At 62.1% G+C, this 25,353-nt stretch carries 20 protein-coding genes; 5 read left to right on the forward strand and 15 right to left on the reverse strand.

From position 1 onward, the window contains the following. The first annotated feature begins 8 nt into the window (after positions 1 to 8). From AC07VG_RS27690 to AC07VG_RS27700, 3 genes are read left to right on the forward strand one after another with little or no spacing between them, the layout of a single operon-like run. Positions 9 to 1,253, forward strand: a complete 1,245-nt coding sequence (locus AC07VG_RS27690; RefSeq protein ID WP_495003192.1) for an exonuclease SbcCD subunit D C-terminal domain-containing protein — start codon at positions 9 to 11, stop codon at positions 1,251 to 1,253. After that, positions 1,250 to 4,891, forward strand: coding sequence for an AAA family ATPase (locus AC07VG_RS27695; protein WP_495022244.1), 3,642 nt, complete (start codon positions 1,250 to 1,252; stop codon positions 4,889 to 4,891). Before AC07VG_RS27690 ends, AC07VG_RS27695 begins: the two co-directional genes overlap by 4 nt. Further along, complete coding sequence (locus AC07VG_RS27700) at positions 4,888 to 5,499, forward strand: glutathione S-transferase (RefSeq protein ID WP_495022245.1); 612 nt, start codon at positions 4,888 to 4,890, stop codon at positions 5,497 to 5,499. The genes AC07VG_RS27695 and AC07VG_RS27700 overlap by 4 nt, the downstream gene beginning before the upstream one ends. 103 nt (positions 5,500 to 5,602) lie before the next feature. On the opposite strand, the gene AC07VG_RS27705 is transcribed toward AC07VG_RS27700, so the two are convergent. The 10 genes from AC07VG_RS27705 to AC07VG_RS27750 form a co-directional block, all read right to left on the reverse strand. Further along, positions 5,603 to 5,782, reverse strand: a complete 180-nt coding sequence (locus tag AC07VG_RS27705; RefSeq protein WP_495003189.1) for a hypothetical protein — start codon at positions 5,780 to 5,782, stop codon at positions 5,603 to 5,605. Positions 5,783 to 5,995: 213 nt separating this feature from the next. Continuing rightward, entirely contained in the window at positions 5,996 to 6,271 is a 276-nt protein-coding gene (locus tag AC07VG_RS27710; RefSeq protein WP_495003188.1) for a DUF5629 family protein, read from the reverse strand. Between the two features lie 172 nt (positions 6,272 to 6,443). After that, entirely contained in the window at positions 6,444 to 8,828 is a 2,385-nt protein-coding gene (locus AC07VG_RS27715; protein ID WP_495022246.1) for an efflux RND transporter permease subunit, read from the reverse strand. Between the two features lie 18 nt (positions 8,829 to 8,846). After that, complete coding sequence (locus tag AC07VG_RS27720; RefSeq protein WP_495003186.1) at positions 8,847 to 9,899, reverse strand: WD40/YVTN/BNR-like repeat-containing protein; 1,053 nt, start codon at positions 9,897 to 9,899, stop codon at positions 8,847 to 8,849. 567 nt (positions 9,900 to 10,466) lie between these two features. Beyond that, positions 10,467 to 13,124, reverse strand: coding sequence for an aminopeptidase N (gene pepN, locus AC07VG_RS27725; protein ID WP_495022247.1), 2,658 nt, complete (start codon positions 13,122 to 13,124; stop codon positions 10,467 to 10,469). A 12-nt stretch (positions 13,125 to 13,136) separates the two neighbouring features. Beyond that, entirely contained in the window at positions 13,137 to 13,967 is an 831-nt protein-coding gene (locus AC07VG_RS27730) for a DUF2797 domain-containing protein (protein ID WP_495003184.1), read from the reverse strand. Further along, positions 13,964 to 14,224: a YeaC family protein gene (locus AC07VG_RS27735; protein ID WP_495003183.1), complete on the reverse strand. Its 261-nt coding sequence runs from the start codon at positions 14,222 to 14,224 to the stop codon at positions 13,964 to 13,966. The genes AC07VG_RS27730 and AC07VG_RS27735 overlap by 4 nt, the downstream gene beginning before the upstream one ends. 27 nt (positions 14,225 to 14,251) lie before the next feature. Further along, positions 14,252 to 15,124 (reverse strand): rhomboid family intramembrane serine protease, encoded by an 873-nt coding sequence (locus AC07VG_RS27740; RefSeq protein WP_495022248.1) that lies wholly within the window; start codon positions 15,122 to 15,124, stop codon positions 14,252 to 14,254. Continuing rightward, positions 15,121 to 16,095 (reverse strand): metallophosphoesterase, encoded by a 975-nt coding sequence (locus AC07VG_RS27745; RefSeq protein WP_495003232.1) that lies wholly within the window; start codon positions 16,093 to 16,095, stop codon positions 15,121 to 15,123. Before AC07VG_RS27745 ends, AC07VG_RS27740 begins: the two co-directional genes overlap by 4 nt. Further along, complete coding sequence (locus AC07VG_RS27750; protein WP_100942950.1) at positions 16,092 to 16,982, reverse strand: NAD(+) kinase; 891 nt, start codon at positions 16,980 to 16,982, stop codon at positions 16,092 to 16,094. Before AC07VG_RS27750 ends, AC07VG_RS27745 begins: the two co-directional genes overlap by 4 nt. Before the next feature lie 88 nt (positions 16,983 to 17,070). Here AC07VG_RS27750 and AC07VG_RS27755 point away from each other — a divergent pair, with 88 nt between their 5' ends. Continuing rightward, positions 17,071 to 18,021, forward strand: coding sequence for a DUF1853 family protein (locus AC07VG_RS27755; RefSeq protein ID WP_495022249.1), 951 nt, complete (start codon positions 17,071 to 17,073; stop codon positions 18,019 to 18,021). 194 nt (positions 18,022 to 18,215) lie between these two features. Here AC07VG_RS27755 and AC07VG_RS27760 read toward each other — a convergent pair whose 3' ends face one another. Both AC07VG_RS27760 and AC07VG_RS27765 read right to left on the reverse strand, forming a co-directional pair. Then, a complete protein-coding gene (locus AC07VG_RS27760; RefSeq protein ID WP_495003180.1) occupies positions 18,216 to 19,502 on the reverse strand; it encodes an arsenic transporter in 1,287 nt (428 codons plus the stop codon). Positions 19,503 to 19,543: 41 nt separating this feature from the next. Then, positions 19,544 to 19,891 carry a metalloregulator ArsR/SmtB family transcription factor gene (locus tag AC07VG_RS27765; protein WP_495003179.1) on the reverse strand — a complete coding sequence of 116 codons (348 nt, stop codon included), beginning with the start codon at positions 19,889 to 19,891 and terminating at the stop codon, positions 19,544 to 19,546. A 190-nt stretch (positions 19,892 to 20,081) separates the two neighbouring features. Between AC07VG_RS27765 and AC07VG_RS27770 the strand changes: the two genes are divergently transcribed. Next, positions 20,082 to 20,633, forward strand: coding sequence for a cytochrome b (locus AC07VG_RS27770; protein WP_495003178.1), 552 nt, complete (start codon positions 20,082 to 20,084; stop codon positions 20,631 to 20,633). A 141-nt stretch (positions 20,634 to 20,774) separates the two neighbouring features. On the opposite strand, the gene AC07VG_RS27775 is transcribed toward AC07VG_RS27770, so the two are convergent. The 3 genes from AC07VG_RS27775 to AC07VG_RS27785 form a co-directional block, all read right to left on the reverse strand. Then, the gene (locus tag AC07VG_RS27775) at positions 20,775 to 21,692 is read right to left on the reverse strand and encodes a 1-aminocyclopropane-1-carboxylate deaminase/D-cysteine desulfhydrase (RefSeq protein ID WP_495022250.1); all 918 of its coding nucleotides are present in this window, start codon (positions 21,690 to 21,692) and stop codon (positions 20,775 to 20,777) included. A 196-nt stretch (positions 21,693 to 21,888) separates the two neighbouring features. After that, on the reverse strand, positions 21,889 to 23,925 hold the full coding sequence (locus tag AC07VG_RS27780; RefSeq protein ID WP_495003176.1) for an oxidoreductase: 2,037 nt from the start codon (positions 23,923 to 23,925) through the stop codon (positions 21,889 to 21,891). Positions 23,926 to 24,215: 290 nt separating this feature from the next. Next, positions 24,216 to 25,322 carry a hypothetical protein gene (locus tag AC07VG_RS27785; protein ID WP_495003175.1) on the reverse strand — a complete coding sequence of 369 codons (1,107 nt, stop codon included), beginning with the start codon at positions 25,320 to 25,322 and terminating at the stop codon, positions 24,216 to 24,218. Between the last annotated feature and the right edge of the window lie 31 nt (positions 25,323 to 25,353).

Below are 25,353 nucleotides of genomic sequence, written 5' to 3' on the forward strand. Positions count from 1 at the left end.
AGTTTGCCTTGCGCCTGTTTCACACCTCCGACTGGCATCTTGGCCAGAACCTTCATGGCCAGGAGCGAGATTTCGAACACGCTTGTTTTCTCACCTGGCTGCTGGCCCAACTCGGGCAACGGCAGCCCGATGTCCTGCTGATCGCCGGCGATATCTTCGACACCGTCAACCCGCCGGTCAAAGCCCAGGAACGCCTCTACGACTTTATCGTCAGTGCCCACGAACAACAGCCGCGGCTGACCATCGTGATGATCGCCGGCAACCACGATTCCGGTTCCCGTATCGAACTGCCCGCGCCGCTGATGCGCCGCCTGCGCACCCATGCCGTGGGCCGGGTGCTGTGGCTCGACGATGGCGAGCTGGATAGCGATCGCCTGCTGCTGCCGTTGCCCGGCAAGGATGGCGAAATCGCCGCCTGGTGCCTGGCCCTGCCCTTTCTGCGGCCCGCCGAAGTCACCGGCACGCAGTTGGGTGACAACTACCTGAAGGGTATCGGCGAGGTGCATCGCCGACTGATCGCCGCGGCCAACGCCAAGCGCCAGCCGGGCCAGGCCCTGGTCGCCGTCAGCCACGCGCATATGGCCGGCGGCTCGGTCTCCGAAGACTCGGAGCGCAGCCTGATCATCGGCAGCGCCGAAGCCCTGCCCGCGAGCCTGTTCGGCCCTAGCCTCAGCTATGTCGCCCTCGGCCATCTGCACAAGCCGCAGAAGGTCAACGGCGAAGAGCGTATCCGCTACAGCGGCTCGCCGATTCCGCTGTCGTTCTCGGAAATCGCCTATCAGCACCAGATCCTCGATATCGTCCTCGATGGCGAAACCCTGGTCAGCGTTGACAGCCACCTGATCCCCCGCGCCGTGAACCTGCAGCGCCTGGGCCCGGCACCCGTTGCCGAGATCCTCGAACAGCTGGCGCAACTGCCGGATGTCGACCTGCTGGCCGACCTGCAACGCCAACCCTGGCTGGAAGTCCGGGTACGCCTGGATGAGCCGCAACCGGACCTGCGCCAGCAAGTGGAAACCGCCCTGCAAGGCAAGGCCGTGCGCCTGGTGCGCATCGCCGCCGAATACGCTGGCTCAAATGGGAGTGAAGGCGAAACAGATAGCGAGCGGCTGATCAACCTCGACCAGCTCAGCCCGCAGGAACTGTTCAGCCGTGCCTGGCAGGACAGCTATGGCAGCCCGGTGGACGAGGCGACCCTCAATGACTTTGCCCTGCTGTTGCAGGAAGTCCAACTGGAGGGCGAACAGCCATGAAAATCCTCGCCATCCGCCTGAAAAACCTGGCCTCCCTCGCCGGCCCCTTCGAACTGGATTTCACCGCCGAACCACTGGCCAGCGCCGGTCTGTTCGCCATTACCGGCCCCACCGGCGCGGGTAAAAGCACCCTGCTCGATGCCTTGTGCCTGGCGCTGTTCGGCGCCGTGCCACGGTTGAACAACGCCTCGCGCGATGCCAAGGTGCCGGACGCCGACGGCGAGATCGGCACCGGCGACCCGCGCACCCTACTGCGTCGCGGCACCGGCACCGGCTACGCCGAAGTGGATTTTGTCGGCATCGACGGCCGCCGCTACCGCGCCCGCTGGGAAGCCAACCGCGCCCGGGACAAGGCCGGCGGCAAGTTGCAGGCCAGCCGCCAGAGCCTGCGCGACCTCGACAGCGATCAACTGCTGGCCAGCCAGAAAGGCGAATACAAGACCCTGCTGGAAAGCCGCCTGGGCCTGAACTTCGAACAGTTCACCCGCGCCGTGTTACTGGCCCAGAGCGAGTTCAGCGCTTTTCTCAAGGCTGACGACAACGAGCGTAGCGAACTGCTGGAAAAGCTCACCGACACCGCCCTCTACACCCGTCTCGGCCGGTGTGCTTTCGACAAGACCAAGCAGGCCCGCGAAGCCCACAAGCTATTGCTGGACCAGGCCGGTGGCGTCGCGCCCATGGACGCTGAAGCACGGGTCGAGCTGGATCGGCAATTCGCTGAGGCCCAACAGCAACTCAAGACCCAGCAAGCCCAACTCAAGCAGCTTGAGCTGCAGCACACCTGGCTCAAGGAGTTGCGGCAATGGCAGGCACAACACCAGGCCGCCGTCGAACAACTGCAAGGCGCCGAACAGGACTGGCAGGCCCGCGGCGCCGAGCGCCAGCAGCTCACCCGCCTGGAGCAACTGGCGCCGCAGCGGCATCAGTTCGCCCGTCAACTGCAGTTGAACGAGCAGCTTGCGCCACTGACCGCGCAGATCCAGCAACATATTGACCAACAGACTGACGTGCAGGCTCGTCAGCAACAGCTTGAACAGAGCCGATTAACGGCTCACACCCAGTTGAGCGAAGCCCTGGCCCGGCAAAGCGACAGCGCGCCACGGCTGCGCCAGGCCTTCGATGAGCAGGCCACGCTGAGCCATTTGGGCAAAGACCTGAGCGATGCCGAACGGCAGAAACAGGCTGCCGAACAAGCCAGTAGCGGAGGCCGCACGCAGCTCGCCAGCCTGCTCGACCAACAGCAGCAGGTCGCCACGCGCCTGGAACAGATCGCCGGACAGTTGCAGCACAGTGCCGCCCTCGCCCCGTTGAGCGAGGCCTGGAACGCCTATCGTGATCGGTTGCAGCAGTTGATGCTGATCGGCAATCGACTGAACCAGGGCCAGCGCGAACTGGAACAGTTGCAAACCCGTGTCGTCCACACCGACCAACAGCTTGAAGAACAGCGTGGCGCGCTCGAGGTGCTGTACAGCGAAGCCGGGGCGGAACCGGCGGCCGTCGGCGAACAGATCCAGATTCTCGGCAGCCTGCTGCAAGACAATCGCAAGCAACTGCGCGCCTTCGAAGAGCTGCAACGGCTTTGGAGTCGCCAGCGCGAGCTGGACCAACGCACACAGCAGTTGCAGGAGCGGCAGCAGAGCACCCAGCAGCAGCGCGACGAACTCAACCGCGAAGGGCTGCAGGCACGGGATGAACTCAAGGTCGCCGAACAGGCTTTGACGCTTACCCGACAGTTGCTTGAGCGTCAGCGCCTGGCCCGCAGCGCCAGTGTCGAAGAACTGCGCGGGCAGTTGCAGGATGACCAGCCCTGCCCGGTATGCGGCAGCCATGAGCATCCCTACCATCAACCCGAAGCGCTGTTGCAGAGCCTGGGTCGTCACGACGAGAACGAAGAAGCCGCCGCACGGCAGGCCGTCGACACGCTGACGGAAAAACTCAACCAACTGCGGGAAAAGGCCGGCGGGCTGATTGCCCAGCAGAAAGAACTGCTCAATCAGCAGGAGCAGTTGGCCCAGCAGCACCTGGAACTGGCACCGAGCCTGCAAGCGCATCCATTGCACAACGCGCTGCTGGAGCAGGATGACGCTCGCCGTGATGCCTGGCTCAACCAGCAGTTGCAGCAGTTGCAACAGAACATCGGCCAGGACGAGCAACGGCAAACCGCCCTGCTCACCCTGCAACAGGATGCCGCGCGGCTCCAGCAACAACTGCGCGCGGCCACCGAGGCCCGCCAGGCCGCGCACCAACAGTTACTCGATCAGCAACGCCAGATGGGTACCGATCAGGAACGACTGGAACAGGAGTTGGGCGCCTTCGCCAGCCTGTTGCCGGACGAGACCCTGCAGGGCCTGCGCAATGATCCGGCGGCGACCTTCATGCAGCTCGATCAACAGGTCGCGCAACGTCTCGGCCAGTTGGAGCAGCAGCGCGAGGAGCAACAGGAACAGCGCGAGCGCCAGGAGAAAATCGAACTGGAGCAAGTCCGCCAGCAAACCCGTGAGCAGCACTGCGAAGAGCTGAAACAACGTTGCGCCGTGCTGCTTGAGCAGCAGCAGGCCAGCCGGCTCAAGCTGGTCGGCCTGATTGGCGAACATGCCAGCGTCGAAGCCTGGCAACAGCAGATGGACCAGACGGTGGAGCATGCGCGGCAAGCCGATGCTTCGGCCAACCAGCAGTTGCAGGCGCTCGCCAGTCAATTGATCCAGCTCGGCGCCGAGCTCAAGGCCCGTCAGGAGCGCCGGCAGGCCCTGGAACAAGAAAGCCTGGAACTGGCACAACAGGTTGCGGATTGGCGCGCTCGTCACCCGGAACTGGACGACGCCGGACTTGAGCAACTGCTGGCCTGCGACGATGAGCACGTCAGCCAACTGCGACAGCAATTACAGGTTAGCGAAAAAGCCGTCGAGCAAGCCCGGGTGTTGCTGCAGGAGCGGGAGAAACACCTTCAGCAGCATCAGGCCCAGCACAATGGCAACCTCGACGCGCCAGCGCTGGACGCCGCCCTGGGCGATCTGCAAACACAACTGATTGTCAGCGAACAGCACTGCGCGGAACTGCGCGCGCAACAGACCGAAGACCAGCGGCGCCAGGACGCCAACCAGGAGCTGCAACAGCGCATCGTCGACGCCAACCGCGAGTATCAGCGTTGGGCGCGCCTGGACGCGCTGATCGGCTCGGCCACTGGCGATCGCTTCCGCAAACTGGCCCAAGCCTACAACCTCGATCTGCTGGTGCACCACGCCAACGCGCAACTGCGCCAACTGGTGCGACGTTATCGCCTCAAGCGCGGCGGCAGCATGCTCGGGTTGCTGGTGATGGACACCGAGATGGGCGACGAACTGCGTTCGGTGCATTCGCTGTCCGGCGGCGAAACCTTCCTGGTCTCGCTGGCTTTGGCCTTGGGCCTGGCGTCGATGGCCTCGAGCACGCTGAAGATCGAATCGCTGTTTATCGACGAAGGCTTCGGCAGCCTCGACCCGGAATCCCTGCAACTGGCGATGGATGCGTTGGACGGCCTGCAAGCGCAGGGCCGCAAGGTCGCGGTGATTTCCCATGTACAGGAAATGCATGAGCGGATACCGGTGCAGATCCAGGTACGCCGCCAGGGCAACGGGCTGAGCACCCTGGAGGTGAAATGACCCCGGCCACGCTGTATTCGTTCCGCCGCTGCCCTTACGCCATGCGCGCACGCATGGCGCTGCGGTATTCGGGAGTGGCAGTGAATATCGAGGAGGTCAGCCTCAAGGACAAACCGGCGCGGATGCTGGCGTTGTCGAGCAAAGGCACGGTGCCGGTGCTGGCCTGCGCTGATGGGCGGGTGATCGAACAGAGTCTGGAGATCATGCACTGGGCGCTGGCCCAGCATGACCCGCAGGATTGGCGGCTCGGCAGCGATCCGGCGGCGGCACAAGTCGCTGCGCTGCTGATCGAGGAAAATGACACGGTTTTCAAGCTGTGGCTGGACCGCTACAAGTACGCGGTACGCTACCCGGAATTTCCCATGGAGCACTATCGGGAACAGGGCGGGCAATTTCTCTTGAAACTGGACGGTTTGCTTGCGCGTAACGGCCATCTGTTGGCCGAACACCTGAGCCTGGCGGACATTGCAGTCGCACCGTTCGTGCGCCAATTTGCCCATGTGGATCAGGTGTGGTTTGCGCAAGCGCCGTACAAACATCTACAGACTTGGCTGGAACAGTTCCTGGCTTCGGAACTGTTCAACTCTGTTATGACAAAACCCCTGTAGGAGCGAGCTTGCTCGCGATGGTAGTCGCAGCGACGCAGTGCATCAGGTTTCCCGCGTTATCGTTGACGTCCATCGCGAGCAAGCTCGCTCCTACAACCGACGCTCAGTGCTGGGTTTTGTGATCCAGGGCGGCGTAGAAGTTGGCGCTCTGTTGCAGGTACTTCTGGGTGTAGCTCTGGGTGTGGCTTTTCGGGCTGTTGATTTCCACGCTGGCGCTGGCAGGCAGGGCCACGGTGGCGGAAACAGCGGAAGCGGAGATGATGGAGAAAAGATTGAAGTTCATGATGTAACCCTCGAATGTCAGTTGGCTTGCTTGCCCTTTCAGGCCGTGAGTCAAAAGTACATCCGAGGGTGGACATCGTTGAAATTCATTGCAGCAGTAGCGGATATCAGCGTCATTAATAGAAGCGCAAGTGACTGATTCGTCAGGCGCTGCGGTCTATTGTCGCAGCAGCGCGCGCGCCGGGGCGGCAAGCTGCATCGATACCCTAACGCCTTACTCTTCCTCGTCGCGACCGGTGAAGGTGCTCATGCAGACCAGACGGTGTTCGCTGGAATCGTCGCTCAGGGTCCAGCTTTGCAGGGTCTCATCGAAGGTCGCCGCTTCAAGCTGGGCACGGGTGAAACTCCAGCGCTTCTCGGCCCGGCCATCCATGCATTCGATCAACAGGCGGCTGTCGTCGAGGGTGAAATCGAAGGCGTGCAGGCCGTCGACTTCAAGCATGTTGCAGGTTTCAAGGGCATTGAGCAGGGTGTCGGTTGCAGCGGTCATGAGGTTCTATCGTGTTTGGGGAAGTGCTCATGATAGGCGATATTGCCCTGCAGCGGCGCCACTACCTGTGGGAGCGGAGCTTGCCCGCGAAGAGGCCCTTGATGCCGCCAAAAGCTTCGCGGGCAAGCGCCGCTCCCACAGGGGGGATTCAGCGCCTGCACATCAGGTGCTCTCAATGGGAAAACAACGACCCACCGACCTTGTCCGCCAGCTTCTCCGGCTTGATCAGGAACCGCGCCAGCGCCGGCAACAGCCACAGCGCGCCGAACATGTTCCAGAGCAACATGAAGGTCAGCATCAGGCCCATGTCAGCCTGGAACTTGATCGCCGAGAAAATCCAGGTGCACACCCCGATCGCCAGACACAGGCCGGTGAACAGTACCGCCTTGCCGGTGGATTTCAGCGTCTGGTAATACGCCTCCTGCAACGGCAGCCCGGCACGCAGGAAGCTTTCCAGGCGACTGTAGATGTAGATCCCGTAGTCCACGCCGATCCCGACGCCCAGCGCCACCACCGGCAAGGTCGCGACCTTCACGCCAATGCCCATGAACGCCATCAGCGCATTGCCCAGCACCGAGGTCAGCACCAGCGGCAGGACGATGCACAAGGTTGCCGCCCAGGAGCGGAAGGTGATCATGCACATGGTCGCCACGCAGAGGTACACCAGGATCAGGATGGTCAGTTCCGACTCTTTGATCACTTCGTTGGTGGCCGCCTCGATCCCCGCGTTACCAGCGGCAAGGAGGAATTCCAGGCCGTTCTTGTTGTTCTCCTTGGCGAAGTCCTGCACCGCATGCACCGCGCGGTCGAGGGTCGCGGCCTTGTGGTCGTTGAGGAACACCAGCACCGGCGCCAGCGAGCAATTGTTGTTGTACAGGCCGTCGGCGCGGGCGATGGAGTTGTTCAGCACATCGGGGTTGCGCGACAGGGTTTCCCATTTCAGGTTGCCCTCGTTCATGCCCTTGATCATCTGCTTGGACACGGTCACCAGGGAGATCGCCGACTGCACGCCCTCGGTGTTCTGCATCTTCCACATCAGCTCGTCGATGGGCGCCATCGCCTCATAGTGCGAACAGCCCTCGGGCGCTGTCTTGACCATCACCACCAGCACATCGGAACTGGTGGAGTAGTTGTTGATGATAAAGCGGTTGTCCTTGTTGTAGCGCGAGTCGGGACGCAGCTCCGGCGCGCCCTGGTCGAGGTCGCCGATCTTCAGGTTCTGCCCGTACCAAAGCCCGCCGCCCAGGGCCAGCAAGGCCAGGACGATGGACACCGGGGCCACCCTGGGGCTGGCGAAATTCGCCAGCAGGCGCCAGAACGGGTGTTCGCGGGTCGCATCCTTCTTGCTGCGCCCGACCGCCCGCTGGCTGATGCCGACATAGGAGATGGCCACCGGCAGCAAGATCAGGTTGGTGAACACGATCACCGCCACACCGATGGAGGCGCCGATGGCCAGTTCGCGGATCACGCCGATATCGATGATCAGCAGGGTGATGAAACCCACGGCGTCGGCGAGGATGGCGATCATCCCCGGCAGGAACAGTTGCCGGAAGGTCCGTCGGGCCGCCGTCAGGGCGTTGTCGGCGTCGCTGGACTGCAAGGCGATGCCATTGATCTTCTGCACCCCATGGGAAATACCGATGGCGAAGATCAGGAACGGCACCAGCATCGAATACGGGTCCAGGCCGAAGCCGAACGCATGCATCAGCCCCAGTTGCCAGACCACCGCCACCAGGGTGGTGCTCAGCACGGCGATGGTGCTGCGGATGCACCAGGTGAACCAGTACAGCAGCACCAGGGTGATGATGAAGGCCACGCCGAAGAACAGCACCACCATGACCAGGCCATCGATCAGGTCACCGACCTTCTTGGCGAAGCCGACGATGTGTACCTTCACATTGGGGTTCTGCGCTTCGAACTTGTCGCGGATCTTCTCTTCGAGCTGGTGGGAGAATTTCTGGTAGTCCAGCGCCAGCAATTTGCCCTGGTCCTGCGGGTCCGGGTAGGACTCCAGCAGCGGGATATCGACGATGCTCGACTTGAAGTCGTTGGCCACCAGGCGTCCGACCTGGCCGGACTTGAGCACGTTGTTGCGCAGTTTTTCCAGGCTATCGGCCGAGCCGTTGTAGCTTTGCGGAATCACTTCGCCGCCGGCAAAGCCCTCCTCCGTCACCTCGGTCCAGCGCACGCTGGGGCTCCACAGCGACTTGAGCCCGGAGCGGTCGACACCGGAGATGTAGAACACCTCGTCGTTGACCTGACGCAGGGTCTCCATATAGTCCTTGGTGAAGATATCGCCGTCCTTGGCCTCCACTGAAATCCGCACGGTGTTGCCCAGGTTGGCGAGGTCGTTGCGGTGCTCCATCATCTGTTCAATGAACGGATGCTTGAGCGGAATCATTTTCTCGAAGCTGGTGGACGGCCGGATCAGCGTGGCCTGCCAGAACAGGAAGGCGCTGACCAACAGGCAGATGACGATCACTGCCGGGCGGTTGTTGAAAATCAGGCGTTCGAGAAACGTCGCCTTGTCTTGATGATGACTTTGCTGACTGCTCATAGATTCCCGCCTTTCTTGTTATTGGCCCAGCTCAGCGCCCGTGGGCGTGGTGGTGTGGGCGCCGCCCTGGCCGACGAGGATCAGGTTGCCGTTGCCGGTCGCCGTCACCGCCGACAGGGAAATCCGGTCGGGACGGTTGAACACGCTGAAGGTCACGCCGTCATCGCTGCTGCGGATCACGCTGCCGCCGTTGCCGACGATTACCAGCGAGCCGTCGGCCAGCAAGGTCGCGCCGGACAGACCGAACTCCAGGGCGCCACGGGCGGCCTTGAGTTCCACCGGTTCCCAACTGCTGCCGAAGTCGCTGGAGCGGTAGAGATTGCCGCGCAAACCGTAGGCCAGCAGCGTCGAGGGTTGGGCGGTACCGATCACACCGAACAGCGAGCCCTGGTACGGGCCTTCGACGTGTTCCCAGGTCTGGCCCCAGTCGGCGGAGCGGAACATGCTGCCCTGCTCGCCGACCACGAACAGCCCGGCATCCTTGACCGCGGTGATGGCGTTGAGGTGGTACTGGTCGGGATTGTCGAGGCGCTCGCTGACATTTTCCCAGTGCTGGCCGCCGTCGGTGGTTGCCAGCAGGGCCCCGTAGGCGCCCACGGCAAAGCCGCTGCTGGCGTCCTTGAACCAGACATCGAGCAATGGCGCTTCACGCTTGAGGTCCTGGAACTGGCGAGTCCAGGTGGCACCGCCGTCGGTGCTGGCGAGAATCTGCGCATCGTGGCCGACGGCCCAGCCGTGCTGGTCATCGACGAAATAGACCGCGGTGAGCATCTGCCGGGTCGGGACCTTGGCCTGGGTCCAGTGGCCGCCCTGGTCGTCGGAAAAGAGGATGTGTCCGCGATCACCGACGGCCACCAGCCGCTTGCCGGCGTGGACCACGTCGAGCAGCAGGCCCTTGATAGCCTTGGCGGATTCGATGGAGTAGACGGTGTCGGCAGTGGTTGGCGCCGCCGCGTATGCGCTGGCCGGCAGTGCCGCCAGTCCCGACAGCGAAAGCGCCGCCACCAGCAATGCCGTGCCGCGCCAGGTCGGCGGACAGCAAGAACCCGTAGGCCTCACAGGCTCATTCATAGACCTTTCTCCCCATTTATTATTGTCAGGTCGTCCAACCTTTCAGGGCGCCTTCGAGGGCGTTTCATGACTGCCGGGTCGTCTGAAACCGGCAATCTAGAGCCCCTTCTAAAGCTGGAGCTATCCTATCGGGCTTTGGAATCGTCTGACAATCGACGCCACGTTATCTTTTGTTAACCCGGGGCGTTGAGGGCAGGCCTGAATGATGGGGCATCAGGCGAGGTGATGAGCAAAGGCCACGGGTGTGGCCTTTGTGGAGGTGAGTCAGGTGTTTCAAGGGTGTTTGTGCCGACGCCTTCGCGGGCAAGCTCCGCTCCCACAGTTATTTTGCTCGTCCATAACATTCAGGCTCGACCCAAATCCTGTGTTTTGCTCGTCCATAACATTCAGGCTCGACCCAAATCCTGTGTTTTGCTCGCCCATAACATTCAGGCTCGATCCGCTTTCGCGGGCCAGCTGAGCCCCCACCGTTTTTGAGTCAAACCCAACCTTTGTGAACGACCCAAATCCTGTGGGAGCGGAGCTTGCCCGCGAAGGGGCCCTCAAGGGCGCCCGCAGGCAAACAGCTTAAGCCAGGCTCTTGCTGACAACCTCGTACACATCCGCCGACAACTCGCCCGAACCGCGAATCCGCTCCAGCTCGGCCTTCATCAGCGCCTGGCGGGCGCCGTCGTATTTGCGCCAGCGGGTCAGCGGCGCCAATTGCCGCGAAGCGATCTGCGGATTCAGCGCATTGAGCTGGATCACCAGGTCCGCCAGGAAACGGTAACCGGAACCGTCCGCCGCATGGAAGTTGATCAGGTTCTGCCCGGCAAAGGCACCGATCAACGCCCGCACTTTGTTCGGGTTCCTGATGGTGAACGCCGGGTGCTCCATCAACGCCTTGACCCGCTGCAAGCCGCCAGGCAACGGGCTGCCGGCCTGGACGCTGAACCACTGGTCCATGACCAGCGGATTGTCCTTGAAGTGCTCGGCGAAACTGGCCAGCGCCAACGCCTTCTCGGCTTCGAACGGCGAGTTCACCAACACCGCCAGGGCGGTCAGGCGCTCGGTCATGTTATCGGCGCTTTCGAACTGCTCCAGGGTCGCCGCCAACACTTCAGGCTTGCCACTGAGCATCAGGTACGACAGCGCAATGTTCTGCAGGGCACGTCGAGCGAAATGCTCGTTCTCGGCCACATAAGGCGTGGCTTTCGACACCGCGCGATTGGCCTGGTAACGCTGCCACAAGCCATCGAACAACTGCTCGGCCAACTGCCGGAGAACGAACTCACGAGCGGTGTGGATCGCCTCGACATCAGCCACTTCGCTGATCTCGGTGAGGTAGGCCTCGCCTGGCAACGAGAGCATTTCAGCAACCATCGCCTGATCAAGCTGCTCATTGCCCAGCACGCTGCGCAAGGCCGTGACCAGACGCGGATCGAGCACCAACGCTTCGCCCTTCTGATGCTGGCCGATCAGTTCCTGCAGTACCTGCACCGATAATTGCTGGCCGGCGTCCCAACGGTTGAAACCGTCGCTGTCGTGCTGCATCAGGAACATCAGCTGGTCGCGGTCGTAGGGGAAGCTCAGCTTCACCGGTGCCGAGAACCCCCGCAGCAGCGATGGCAACGGCTTGGCGTCGAGGCCGACGAAAGTAAAGGTCTGTTCCGCTTCGGTCACCGAGAGCACGCGGCTGGTAGCGCCAGCGGTCGTTTCAGCGGCCAGTTGCAGGGCGATTTCCGCACCCTGGGCATCCAACAGGCCGATCTCCACCGGGATCACGAACGGCAGTTTTTCCTGCTTGTCCGGGGTCTGCGGGCAGCTCTGGCGGAAGGTCAGGCTGTAGCTCTTCGCGTTCGCATCGTAGCTTTCGCTGACGGCCAGACGCGGCGTACCGGCCTGGCTGTACCAGCGTTTGAACTGGCTGAAGTCGACGCCGTTGGCATCTTCCATGGCCTTGACGAAATCGTCGCAGGTCACGGCCTGGCCGTCATGGCGCTGGAAGTACAGATCACTGCCTTTGCGGAAACCTTCGGCACCGAGCAGGGTGTGGATCATGCCGACCACTTCCGAGCCCTTCTCGTACACGGTCAGGGTGTAGAAGTTGGAGATCTCGATAAAGCTGTCCGGACGCACGGCGTGGGCCATGGGACCGGCGTCTTCGGCGAACTGGTGGGTGCGCAGGTAGGCAACATCCTGGATACGCTTGACCGTAGGCGAGTTCATATCGGCGGAGAAGCCGGCATCGCGGAACACCGTGAAGCCTTCCTTGAGCGACAGCTGGAACCAGTCGCGACACGTCACGCGGTTGCCCGACCAGTTGTGGAAGTATTCGTGGGCAACAATGGCCTCGACCCGCTGGTGCGCGGCGTCGGTGGCGGTTTCGGCACGGGCCAGCACGGCGCTGGAGTTGAAGATATTCAGGCCCTTGTTTTCCATGGCGCCCATATTGAAGTCGTTGACCGCGACGATCATGAAGATGTCCAGATCGTATTCGCGACCATAGGCCTCCTCGTCCCAGCGCATGGACTTCTTCAGGCTGTTCATGGCGTGCTGGCACTTGTCGATATTTTCCGGCTCGACGTAGATGCGCAGCGCGACGTCGCGACCACTCATGGTCGCGAAGCTGTCTTCGACGCACCACAGGTCGCCCGCCACCAGGGCGAACAGGTAGGCCGGTTTCATGAACGGGTCTTCCCAGGTCGCCCAGTGCCGACCGTCGTCCTGGGGACCGTTGCCCACCGGGTTGCCGTTGGACAGCAGCACCGGATAGCGATGCTGCTCGGCGATCACCGTGGTGGTGAACTTGCTCATCACGTCCGGGCGGTCGAGGTAATAGGTGATCTTGCGAAAACCTTCGGCCTCGCACTGGGTGCAGAACATCGCGCCGGACTTGTACAGGCCTTCCAGGGCGGTGTTGGTTTCCGGATGGATCTTCACGCTGGTGTCGACGCTGAAGCGCTCGCTGCCCGGGTGCAGGGTCAGGTGGCTGTCGTCGAGCTGGTAGTCATTGCTCGACAACACCTGGTCGTCGAGCTGCACCGACAGCAGCTCCAGCAACTGACCGTCCAGCACCAGCGGCGGCAGCCCCGCGCCGGCCGCCGGGTTGCGGCGCATCACCAGCTGCGCATGGACCAGGGTATGGTCCTCGAACAACTCGAAGGTCAGGTGCGTCTCGTCGATCAGGTAGTCCGGTGCCTGATAGTCCTTCAGATAGATCATCTTCGGTTGTTCGGTGCGCATGAGGGCGTCCTTCTACTGATGCACGGCGAGCTGGTAGGCCGTGTATTTACGGATATTGATCACGCCGGTGTCGAAGATCAGGTACTGGCCCTTGATCCCCATCAGCGTGCCTTCGGCAATCGGGTCTTTGTCCAGGTTGAAGCTGACCACCTTGGTCGGGTAGTGCTCGATCGGGTAACGGATTTCCAACGGCTCGACATCCCGCACCGGCTGAATCGCCTGCAGGCCGAACCGCGCCTGCAAGGCGGCGAAGCCCTCGGCACAGGACTCGAACAACTGCTCGCGCACCGCCTTGAGGTCCACCGCCGGTGCATCGCCCTTGAGCAAGGCGCGCCAGTTGGTCTTGTCGGCCACCTGGCTGCGGAACAGGTCCTCGACGAAACCGGACTGCTGGCGAGTGGCAACTCGCACGATCGGCAGCGCCTGGCTGGCGCCCTGGTCGAGCCAGCGGGTCGGCAACTGGCTGGCGCGGGTGATGCCGACCTTGATCCCCGACGAGTTGGCCAGGTAGACCACGTGCTCGGTCATGCAGAACTTTTCGCCCCAGGACGGCTCGCGGCAGGTACCGGCGTCGTAATGGCAGCGCTCGGGACTCATGATGCAAGTGTCGCACTGGGCCAGCTTGGTCATGCACGGGTAGCAATAGCCCTGGCTGAAGCTGGTCTTGGTCTTGCGTCCACAGTGGCTGCAATGAATCGCCCCAAGGAATTCCAGGCGCAGCTTCTGGCCGATCAACGGGTTGACCGGCACCTCGCTGTCGCCCAGGCGGAAGGCGTACTGCACGTCCGCGCCTTCAAGGCGCGTCGACATCTTGCTGATTGCACCGCGGCCAAGCTCGATCAATGGATGGCATCCGACTTGAACAGGATATTCGGCACCGGCGCCGACTTCGAAGCACACTCCTGCGCGCCCATGTAGCCGGTGCGCTGGTCTTCCGGCAGGTTCTGGGTTTCCCAGGCGATCATCGCCTGCAACGACAGCTCGCGCTGTTCGGCGCTGAGCTTGCGCCCGTCCGACCATTTGCCGATTTCCACCGCCAATTTCAGGCTCTGGTAGATATCGGGGGTGATGTTTTCAATCATTTCGATAAAAGAGGACATGCGCTCTCCACGCGTGAAAAAAGTCGACTAGATGGCCAGTTTACGACGAGACCAGAGGCCGCCCAACAAACCGCTGAAACATCCGATGAGCAGTCCGCCGACATGCGCGCCGTTGGCGATTTCGCCAAAGCCGATCATCGAGACCAGGCCCGACAGGCACAACAGCAGCCAGACCAACATCATCACCAGCACACCACGGGGCAGACGGTAGACCGGGTTCGGTGACACCCACTGGTAGATCCAGCAATGCCCGAGCAAACCGTAGAGCACACCGGACAGGCCGCCGAACAGGGTCGGGCCACTGACGTAATACTGCGTGTAGTTGGAGACCAGGCTGAACAGCAGTGTCAGCCCCAGCAGGTTGATGCTGCCCTGACGCAGCTCGATACGCCGGCCCAGCTCCCAGTACCACATACCGTTCATGGCGATGTGCAGAATGCCGAAATGGATCAGCATCGGCGTCACCAGGCGCCACCACTGCCCCGCTGCCAAGCCGTCGGCCAGGGGGGTGAACTGGACGTAGTTGCCATGGACCTGGAAGTCGAGAAAGGTGAACCAGTGCAAGGTCTGCAGGTTGTCACCGAGCAGGGTGACGCCGGCGATGATCAGGCTCAGCAGCAGGATCGTCGCGGTGGCCGGACTCTGGCGCACCTGGCTGAGAAAGTTCGGCCGGGTCATGGCCGCGGGCTTGTCCGGGACTTCCAGGTGGTTGTCCGGATCGCCGGCGGGAAAACGCTGATATAGGGACAGGACGTCGGCACTGATCGACTCGGGCACCCACAGCACCTGTTCGCCGGATTCCTCGTTGACCCGGTGCGGCACCTGCATGCGCTCCAGCAGTTTGACGAAGCCACTCAGGTCAGTGGTCAACGGCAGGCGTAAGACAGCAGTGGCACTCATCGCAAAGCCTCGGGACGTTCGACATCGACCCAGACGAATTTCTGCGGGTCGAGGGAGGTTTCCTGGTCCAGCCGGTAAGCCGCCAGCTTGCCGTAGAGCACGGCGCTGTAATCCAGGCAGGCCAGGTTGGGACGGATCGGCGCGGGCTTGCCGCTGCGCCAGTAGTGACCGACGAAGAGCATCGGCTCGTCGAGGCCGTAGCGCAGCAAGGCGTTCTTTTCGGTAGAGGACAACGGCTTGCTCGCCACCAATTCAGGCAAGGCATCCGGCTGGAAAACGATATCGCCGTAGGTCTGCGGGTCGTCTTCCCAGAACTTGGTGCGGAAGAACGCCCGGGTCAGGCCGTCGCCGCCAGTCAGCGTCAGGCCGTCCGGCAGGCGCATATCGGTACCACGTAGCAGGCGGTCGAACACCGTGGCGGCAAAACTGCCGGGCAGCGCCGAATCCTTGAGGAATGCTTCGTCGATCCGACCGTCGGGGTACTGCGCCCGCAACGGCGCGATCAAGCCGCCATCCCAGCAGGCATGCACCACGCGGAAACGTCCGGCATCGACGAACAGTGGCAGTTCGTAGAACCAGGCGAGGAAGTCCTGCCAGTCCGCCGGGTGCTGTTCGAACTGGGTCAGGGTTTCCTGGAGCAGTCGGGCATGCCGCGGCGTATGTTCGCGGACGAACTGCTTGCCACTGCCCGCCGCGGCCGGCGTGCTCCAGCCCAGGGCGTTGAACTCGTGGTTGCCCATGATGCACAGCGCCTGCCCGGCCACGACCATGTCACGGACGATATGCAGGGCCTCGCGGATGCGCGGGCCGCGGTCGATGATATCGCCAAGGAACACCGCCATGCGCAACGGATGACGCCAGACGCCCCCCAGCTTCTGGTAGCCGAGCATGTCCAGCAGATGTTCGAGGGTATGGGCGCAACCGTGCACATCACCGATCAGATCGTAGCCACGCGCGGGATCGAGCATCAGTCGCCTCCACCACCCAGCCGACTGCCCCAGCCGAGCTTGGTGCGGCAGACTTCGTAATAGTTGTGGTCCAGCGGGTGAATCAGCCGCAGTTTCTGCGGTTTCTTGCTGATGGTCACCGTATCGCCGGGGGCACAGGTGAAATGGTTCTGCCCGTCGCAGGATACCTGCGGGTAGATCTGCATGTCCTTGGACACCACGATTTTCAACTCGCTGTTGCCGTCGACCACAATGGGGCGGCTGGACAAGGTATGGGGGTACATGGGCACGATCACAATGGCATCGAGCTTGGGATGCATGATCGGTCCGCCGGCGGACAGCGCGTAGGCGGTGGAGCCGGTGGGCGTGGCGACGATCAGGCCGTCGGCCTTCTGGCTGCAGACGAACTGGCCGTCGATATACAGCTCGAACTCGATCATCCGCGTCGACTTGCCGGGGTGCAGGACCACATCGTTGAGCGCATCGCCCTGGCCGATGGCTTCGGCATGGCGGCGCACTTCGGCTTGCAACAGGAAGCGGTTCTCCACCAGGTAGTGGCCGTCAAGGACCTTGGCCACTTCGACTTCCAGGTCATCCGGGCGGATATCGGTGAGAAAGCCCAGGTTGCCGCGGTTGATCCCCAGCACCGGGATATTGTGCCGGGCCAGCGCGCGGGCGGCGCCGAGCAGGCTGCCGTCACCGCCGACGACGATGACCATGTCGCAGACTTCGCCGAGCATCTTGCGCGACGAGGTTTGCAGGCCATGGCCCGGCAGGACCTCGGCGATGGTGTCCTCGAGGATGACATGCAGGTGCCGCGCCAGGAGGAATTTCTTCAGCCGGCGAACGGTATCCAGCACCTGCGAACTGCCCAGGCGGCCAATGATGCCGATATTGCGAAATTGCTCCATGGGGCTCCTGCGGGGTCTGGGACGGGCAAAGGGGAGATTATGGGCGAAAGCCGGCCCGAGACAAAACCCTTTCAGCTATGCTCGCAGGATGATCCTCTTCCCCGACTTGCTCAACCTGCCCCGACAGTTGCGCCATCCCGAAGTGCGTGATCTGGCCTGGGTCATCCTGGCGCCACCGATGCTGGAAGACACGCCGTGGCCGCAACGCCACCCGTTGGCCGGCAGTGACTGGGTGCGGGCGCCGGAGCGGCTGGAGCAATGGTTGCACGGACTGGACCGCGATCCCGTCGAGTTGCAGGGTTGGCTGGTGCGCGGGGCGACCCGCCGGCTGGGGCTGTATTACGAGCGGTTGTGGCAGTTCGCGGTGCAACAGGCCCCCGGGATCGAGTTGATTGGCGCCAACCTGCCGATCCGCCGCGAAGGCCACACCCTGGGTGAGTTGGATCTGCTGTTGCGTGATCGCGATGGTGTGCATCACCTGGAGTTGGCGATCAAACTGTACCTGGGCCCGCAGCACGGCGGCGGCGAAGACCCGGCGCGCTGGCTCGGTCCGGGTTGCCATGACCGACTGGACCGTAAGTTGGCACACCTGAGCCAGCACCAATTGCCGATTTCCGCCCGCCCGGAAAGCCGCGAGGCCTTGGCGACGCTGGATATCCATCAGTTCAGCGCACAGTTGTGGCTGGGCGGTTATCTGTTGTATCCGTGGCCCGGGACGGCACTTCCTCCCCGGGGGGCTCATCCGCAACATCTACACGGACGCTGGCTGCATCAGCGCGACTGGGCGGACTTTATCAAGCGCAGCCCGGCGGGCCGCTGGCAACCCCTGCCGCGCCATGCCTGGCTGGCACCGGCGCACTATGCCGAGGCGGACACCTGGCCACGGGAACAGCTGGAGCACTGGCTGAAGGAACTCGACCCGCATGCTCCGGCACAGCTGCTGGTGCGCCTGACCCGGAATGCGCAAGGCGACTGGGAAGAGGCCGAGCGATTGTTCCTGGTGGCTGATCTTTGGCCGAATGTGCCGGGTATCGGTTGATCGCGCCAGCACAGCAAGCCCTCCCCCTCAACCAGAGTCAACGCACGCCCCTGTAGGAGCTAGCTTGCTGGCGATGACGGCCGAGCAATCGCCGCAAGACTCGCGGGCCTCATCGCCAGCAAGCTAGCTCCTACAGGAACCGTGCATGACCTGGGAAAGGGGGCGCCACTTACTATCGCCACCCGACGGAAACGTCAGACCAGCGACAAACGCAAGGCCAGGGCCGCCAGGGTCACCAGCAACACCGGCAAGGTCAGGACGATCCCGACCTTGAAGTAATACCCCCAGCCGATACGGATATCCTTGCGCTCCAACACATGCAGCCAGAGCAAAGTGGCCAGGCTGCCGATGGGGGTGATTTTCGGGCCCAGGTCGCTACCGATGACATTGGCGTAGATCATCGCCTCCTTCACCACCCCGCTGGCCTGGCTGGCGTCGATGGACAAGGCGCCGATCAGTACCGTGGGCAGGTTGTTCATGACCGAGGACAGGAACGCGCTCAGCAGTCCGGTGCCCATGGCCGCGCCCCAGATCCCGTAGCCGGCGAAGTGGTCCAGCCAACCGGCCAGGTAAGTGGTCAACCCGGCATTGCGCAGGCCATAGACCACCAGGTACATGCCCAGGGAGAAAATCACGATCTGCCACGGCGCTTCTTTCAGCACCTTGCGGGTCGAGATTTTGTGACCGCGGGCCGCGATCCCCAGCAGCAAGGCCGCGCAGGCCGCCGAAATCGCACTGATGGGAATTCCCAGGGGCTCCAGGGCAAAACACCCCACCAGCAGAATGAGCAACACCCACCAACCGGCGATGAAGGTCGCCTTGTCGTGGATCGCGCTGGCAGGCAGCTCCAACTGCTGCGGATCGTAGTCGCGGGGGATGTCACGCCGGAAGAACCACAGCAACACCAGCAAGGTCGCCGCCACGCTGACCAGGTTCACTGGCAGCATCACCGAGGCATAGGCATTGAAGCCGATCTTGAAATAGTCCGCCGAGACGATGTTCACCAGATTCGACACCACCAGCGGCAGGCTGGCGGTGTCGGCGATAAAGCCGGCGGCCATGACAAAGGCCAGGGTCGCCGCCTTGGAGAAACGCAGGGCCCGGAGCATGGCAATGACAATCGGCGTGAGGATCAACGCCGCGCCGTCGTTGGCGAACAACGCCGACACCAACGCCCCCAGCAGCACGAAGGCGGCGAACAGATTGCGTCCGCTGCCCCGCCCCCAGCGCGCCACATGCAGCGCCGCCCAGGCAAAGAAGCCGGCTTCGTCAAGCAACAGGCTGATGATGATCAGGGCAATAAAGGTACCCGTGGCATTCCAGATGATCTGCCAGACCAGCGGAATATCGGCGAGCTGGACCACGCCGCAGAGCAAGGCCAGTAGCGCGCCCAGGCAGGCGCTCCAGCCGACGCCCAGGCCCTTGGGCTGCCAGATCACCAGGGTAATGGTCAGCAGGAAAATCAACGCGGCAATCAACATGCACAACAACCTTCAAGGTCAGCAAGAGAAATGGTAAAGGCTCAGCAGCAGCGCAGCGGGCGCTCGTCCATGGCCTGCAACCGCTGGATATCCGCGGCCAGCCAGGACTCGCTGGCCTGCAGGGTGCCCTGCAACAAGGTCGAGACCCATTGGGGCAACTCAGGGTGCAGGCGATAAAACACCCACTGCCCCTGACGACGATCGGCCAGCAACCCACCCTGGCGTAACTGCGCCAGATGCCGGGAGACTTTCGGTTGGCTCAACGCCAGGGCGGCGGTCAATTCACAGACACAGAGTTCACCTTCACGGGCCACCAGTAGCACGATCCGGCTGCGGGTTTCGTCAGCCAGGCACTTGAAGAGTTCCACGGGGGAGGCAAAACAGGACATCGCGGGCAAACCATTACATATGTTTTTTCGAATATATGGATAGTCATATATAAAAGCAAGTCCCAATCACGGGCAATACAAACCCTCCCCCTGAGTTGCCTTGGGCAAAATGCTGAAAAAACCATTAAAGTGTATGGACTTCGTCGCTCAAGAACGAAGGTTCCAGCCCTGATGACCCGAGGAACACGCTATGCCCTGGAAGAATACCGACAGCCGCTATAGCAGCGTGTCGATCGCATTGCACTGGCTGATGCTGGTGCTGCTGGCGGTGGTTTACGCCTGTATCGAGTTTCGCGGGATATTCCCCAAGGGCAGCGGCGGACGCGCGCTGATCGTCGAGGCGCACTACATGTTCGGCCTGACCGTGTTCCTGCTGGTCTGGCTGCGCCTGCTGGCGCGCGCCTTCGGTGTGGCGCCGAAGATCGCCCCCGCGCCGCCGGTGTGGCAGATGCTGATCTCGAAACTGATGCACTGGGCGCTGTACCTGTTCATGATTGCTACGCCGGCCCTGGGTTGGTTGGTCGTCAGTGCCCAGGGGCATTCGGTGCTGTTCTACGGTGTCGAGCTGCCGGCGCTGACGGGCGAGGACCTGGGTTTCGCCAAAGAGGTCAAGGGCTGGCATGAACTGCTGGCCTCGATCGGCTACTGGTTGATCGGCCTGCATGCCCTGGCCGGCCTGTATCACCACTACTTCGTGCGGGATAACACCCTGCTGCGCATGCTGCCCAAGCGGCGTACTTGAGCCTTCTTGCTCGCAATGGACGCCAACGATAACGCGGAGTACCTGTCCCCCCGAAACCTGTAGGAGCCTGGCTTGCCAGCGAAGCTTTTGGCGATCTTGAGAGCCCCTTCGCGAGCAAGCTCTGCTCCTACACGGACCGGTTTACAGAGTAAAACCTCGGCGGCCTTGCAAACCGCCGGTATGCACGAACACCAGGCGCGTACCTGCTGCGAAGCGTCCGGCGCTCACCTGCTCCCGCAGCGCCAGCAAGGCCTTGCCGGTATACAGCGGCTCCAGTGGCACAGCGCTCTGTTGCTCGCTGTGCTCGATAAAACCCAGCAACGCCGGATCGACCTTGGCAAAACCGCCACGGCAGGCGTCGATCAGTTCAAAAGCCGGACTTACCGCCCCGCCCGCCTCCAGGATCGCCGTGACCAACGGCGCTACGCCATGGTCGGCCGGCACTGCCAGGGCACCGTACACCGGCCGACGCCCGGCTTCGGCCAGCACCAGTCCGGCCAGGGTGGTACCGGTTCCGGCGGCCAGCCACCAGCCGTGATAGTCAGTCCAGCCAAGTGTCGGCAATTGCCCGCGAACCTGATCAAGCAAGATTGCACAGCCGCGTGCGCCCCTCAAGCCACCACCGCCCTCCGGCACGCCGTGCAAGTGTGGATAGCGCAGGCGCCACGCTGCCCAGAAATCCGGTGCATGCCGCGCCCGATAACCGCCATGGCCGAGCCAGTGCAGTTCCATGCCGAAGGTTTTAAGGTCGCAAACGGTGGGGGTTTGCACGGGATGGCCGCGCAGCAGGCCGACGGTGGGGAAACCGAAACGCTTGCCCGCCGCCGCCAGGGCGTGAAGATGATTGGAATGCGCACCGCCCAGACTGATGAGGCCTTCGGCGCCAGTTTGCCGGGCCGCCGCCAGATGCTCGGTGAGTTTGAACCACTTGTTACCGCTGATCAGCGGATCGATCAGGTCGAGGCGCAGCACGGCCACCTCGACACCAGACCGGGTCAACCAATCCAGGTGCAGCGGTTCGAGGGGGGCGTGGGGGTGCCAGTCGGTCGGGGGTAACATTGCGAGGGAGGTCCCGTGGGGTAGACCTGCAAGTTTAACAGTTCGGGTCTTGGGACCAATGCCATCCAGAGATTTTGAAAGCACCGCAAAACTCTATGGGAGCTGGCTTGCCGGCGATGAGGCCCTTGCTCATCGAGACGCCATCGCCAGCAAGTCGGCTCCTACAGGAGAAAGACCGCGTTCAGTCTGGTCAGACTTACAACTCAGCCGCCAACCGCGAACCCTGGTCGATCGCCCGCTTGGCATCCAGCTCCACCGCCACGTCCGCACCGCCGATCAGGTGCACGTTCTGCCCTGCCGCCAACAGCCCGGCCTGCAACTCGCGCAACGGGTCCTGCCCGGCGCAGATCACCACGTTGTCCACCGCCAACAACTGCGACTCGCCACCACCGATGCTGATGTGCAGGCCCGCCTCGTCGATCTTCAGGTACTCGACGCTGTTGAGCATCTGCACCTGCTTGTTCTTCAAGCCGGTGCGATGAATCCAGCCGGTGGTCTTGCCCAGGCCATCGCCAACCTTGGAGGCCTTGCGCTGCAACAGGAACACTTCACGGGCCGGGGCATGGGGCTCGGCCTTGATCCCGGCCACCCCGCCCCGCGCCTCAAGACGGCTGTCGATGCCCCACTCCTTCCAGAACGCCTCGCGATCCTGGCTGGTGGCCACACCTTCATGCACCAGGAACTCCGAGACGTCGAAGCCGATACCGCCAGCACCGATCACCGCTACCTTGTGGCCCACCGGCTCGCGCTCCAGCAGCACGTCCAGGTAGCTCAGGACCTTGGGACTGTCGATGCCGGGAATCGCTGGCAACCGTGGCGCGATGCCCGTGGCGAGAATGATCTCGTCGTAGCCACCAGCCATCAGTTGCGCCACATCCACCCGTGTATCCAGGCAAACCTCGACATGAGTGGTTTGCAGCTTGCGCTTGAAATAGCGCAGGGTTTCGAAGAACTCTTCCTTGCCCGGCACGCGCTTGGCGACGTTGAACTGACCACCAATTTCACTCGCCGAATCGAACAGCGTCACCTGGTGCCCACGCTCGGCGGCCACGGTGGCCGCCGACAGGCCGGCAGGCCCGGCGCCGACCACGGCGATTTTCTTCACCTGGGTGACCGGCAGGTAATTCAGCTCGGTCTCGTGGCAGGCTCGCGGGTTGACCAGGCAGGAGGTCAGCTTGCCGCCGAAGGTATGGTCCAGGCAGGCCTGGTTGCAGCCAATACAGGTATTGATTTCGTCAGCACGCCCTTGCGCCGCCTTGTTGACGAAATCCGGGTCGGCCAGGAACGGCCGGGCCATGGAAACCATGTCGGCATCGCCGTCGGCAAGGATCTGCTCGGCCACTTCCGGGGTATTGATACGGTTGGTGGTGATCAGCGGAATGCCCACCGAGCCACGCAGTTTCGCGGTGACCTTGCTGAACGCGGCGCGCGGCACCTTGGTGGCGATGGTCGGAATCCGCGCTTCGTGCCAGCCAATACCGGTATTGATGAGGGTCGCGCCAGCCTGTTCGATGGCCTTGGCCAACTGCACGATTTCGTCCCAGGTGCTGCCGCCTTCCACCAGGTCGAGCATCGACAGACGGAAGATGATGATGAAGTCCGCGCCCACCGCCTCACGCACCCGACGCACGATGTCCACCGCCAGGCGCATGCGGTTCTCGTAGCTGCCGCCCCAGCGGTCGGTACGCTGGTTGGTGTGGGCGGCGAGGAACTGGTTGATGAAATAACCTTCCGAACCCATGATTTCGACGCCGTCGTACTCGGCATTCCTGGCCAGGGTCGAACAGGTCACGAAGTCGGCGATCTGTTTCTCGATACCGTCCTCATCCAGTTCTTTCGGCTTGAACGGGTTGATCGGGGCCTGGATCGCACTCGGCGCCACCTGTTTCGGGCTGTAGGCATAACGCCCGGCATGCAGGATCTGCAAGCAGATCTTGCCCCCGGCCGCATGCACCGCGTGGGTGACGATACGATGCTGGTCGGCTTCGGCCTGGGTAGTCAGCTTGGCCGCGCCGGAATACACGCCGCCCTCGTCGTTCGGCGCGATACCGCCGGTCACCATCAGGCCGACACCACCCCGGGCACGCTCGGCGAAGTAGGCCGCCATGCGCTCGAAACCGCCGGGCTTTTCCTCAAGACCGGTGTGCATCGAACCCATCAGGGTACGGTTGCGCAACGTGGTGAAACCCAGGTCGAGCGGGGCCAGCAGGTGCGGGTATTGGGCGGCGGTCATAGAAACTCCACAACAGGCAAGATCACGGAAATGCGGGAAGCTCTGTGGCCCCCGTCAGTTGTATGACTGGCACATTAAAGAGCCCCCGGCCCTGGCTCAATGACCGAAACTGACAACTTATTGATCCAAATGCGCAGCCTCCTCAGCAAGGACACCGAAGCCGCCTCACCAAGTCAAAGACTCCCGTAGCTCTCATCCGCACGTTTGGTGATTGATTCGTTTATCTACTGGTCACGACAGGCGGCATCCGACGTCATCCGACCCCGGTTCTTCTGGAGGAAAACTAGCCATCACGGCATGTCAACCAGCCTGTGCAACTCCAGCAAACTTTCAGCGTGGAGGATATTTTTCATGTGATACTTTTTTTGCAGGACCTCCAGCCCAAGCGTCACATCCACCACTCCAAGTTCTTTTTTTATTGAAAAGTATTCGCCACCCCAACAAACAAAATTCCAGATCGCATTCTCCCCCACCAGCATGGGTGGAAGCAGCTTGAGGGGGACTGCGCCAAACTCACTGGGCGTGGCGGGGTAGCACATGGTGCTATCCAGCACGCTTTCCATAATCAGCCTCATCGGCAACGTCGCCTTATAACGCTCGAAAACGGCGTCTGCTCTTTGACGCCAAGCGAAGTCGAGAAGACTCAAGGCGTACTCATGAAATGGAGTCGTCTCCGGGCAAATACCTGCAATCTCTCCCTGCCGAGTAAAGACAGGGACATACTCGGCGGCAACGACGCGCCTTGCCATCATTAGCCGTCCCAACCGGGTCGGCGAGGGTATTGGCCATTGAGCTGACTGCTTGAAGTTCAGACCTATCCGACTATTTCCAATCAGCGCCATCACACCAGCCGGAGAAAGAAAGTGCTGAGGCCACTCAACGCTCGCATGTTTTCCAAGCTGCTCGACGACCTGCTCTCGATAGGGTGTTCTCAGCCCAAAGAAACAAAAATCAACCGTCGGGTTTTCATTCAAAGATGCTGGAATCAGCCGCTCCGAAAAACCCAATTCGATATAGGCAGTCGGGCAAAACCTTGAATAGAACGGAACCGAGCTTTCAACCATCGTCCATATAAATTTGGCATTTTTGGCCACTTCGGCGAAGGCTTGAAACCTGGCAACCCACTCGGATTCATCCCGCCAATTGAACCCCTTGCCATCCGGTATTTCCGTGGCAATGATTCCGTAGTCGACGCCTGAGCTGGCTATTTCTGCGAGCATGCCGGGTTCGAAGTATTCCCAAAATAGATTAATGGCGGATTTTTCTACGTGCGTTCTGGAAAAAGTGACCTTATGCCCTAGTTCGAGAAGCCCCGCTTGGAACCAATCGGCCATGTCAACCAACGTCGACTTGCCCATTTCATGGTGATTGGCCGTACAGAAATGGAACCAGGCCATAATTCAAGCGTCTCCTGAAAAATAGTTCTGA

It is taken from the genome of Pseudomonas sp. GW821-FHT03C07 (assembly GCF_059420925.1).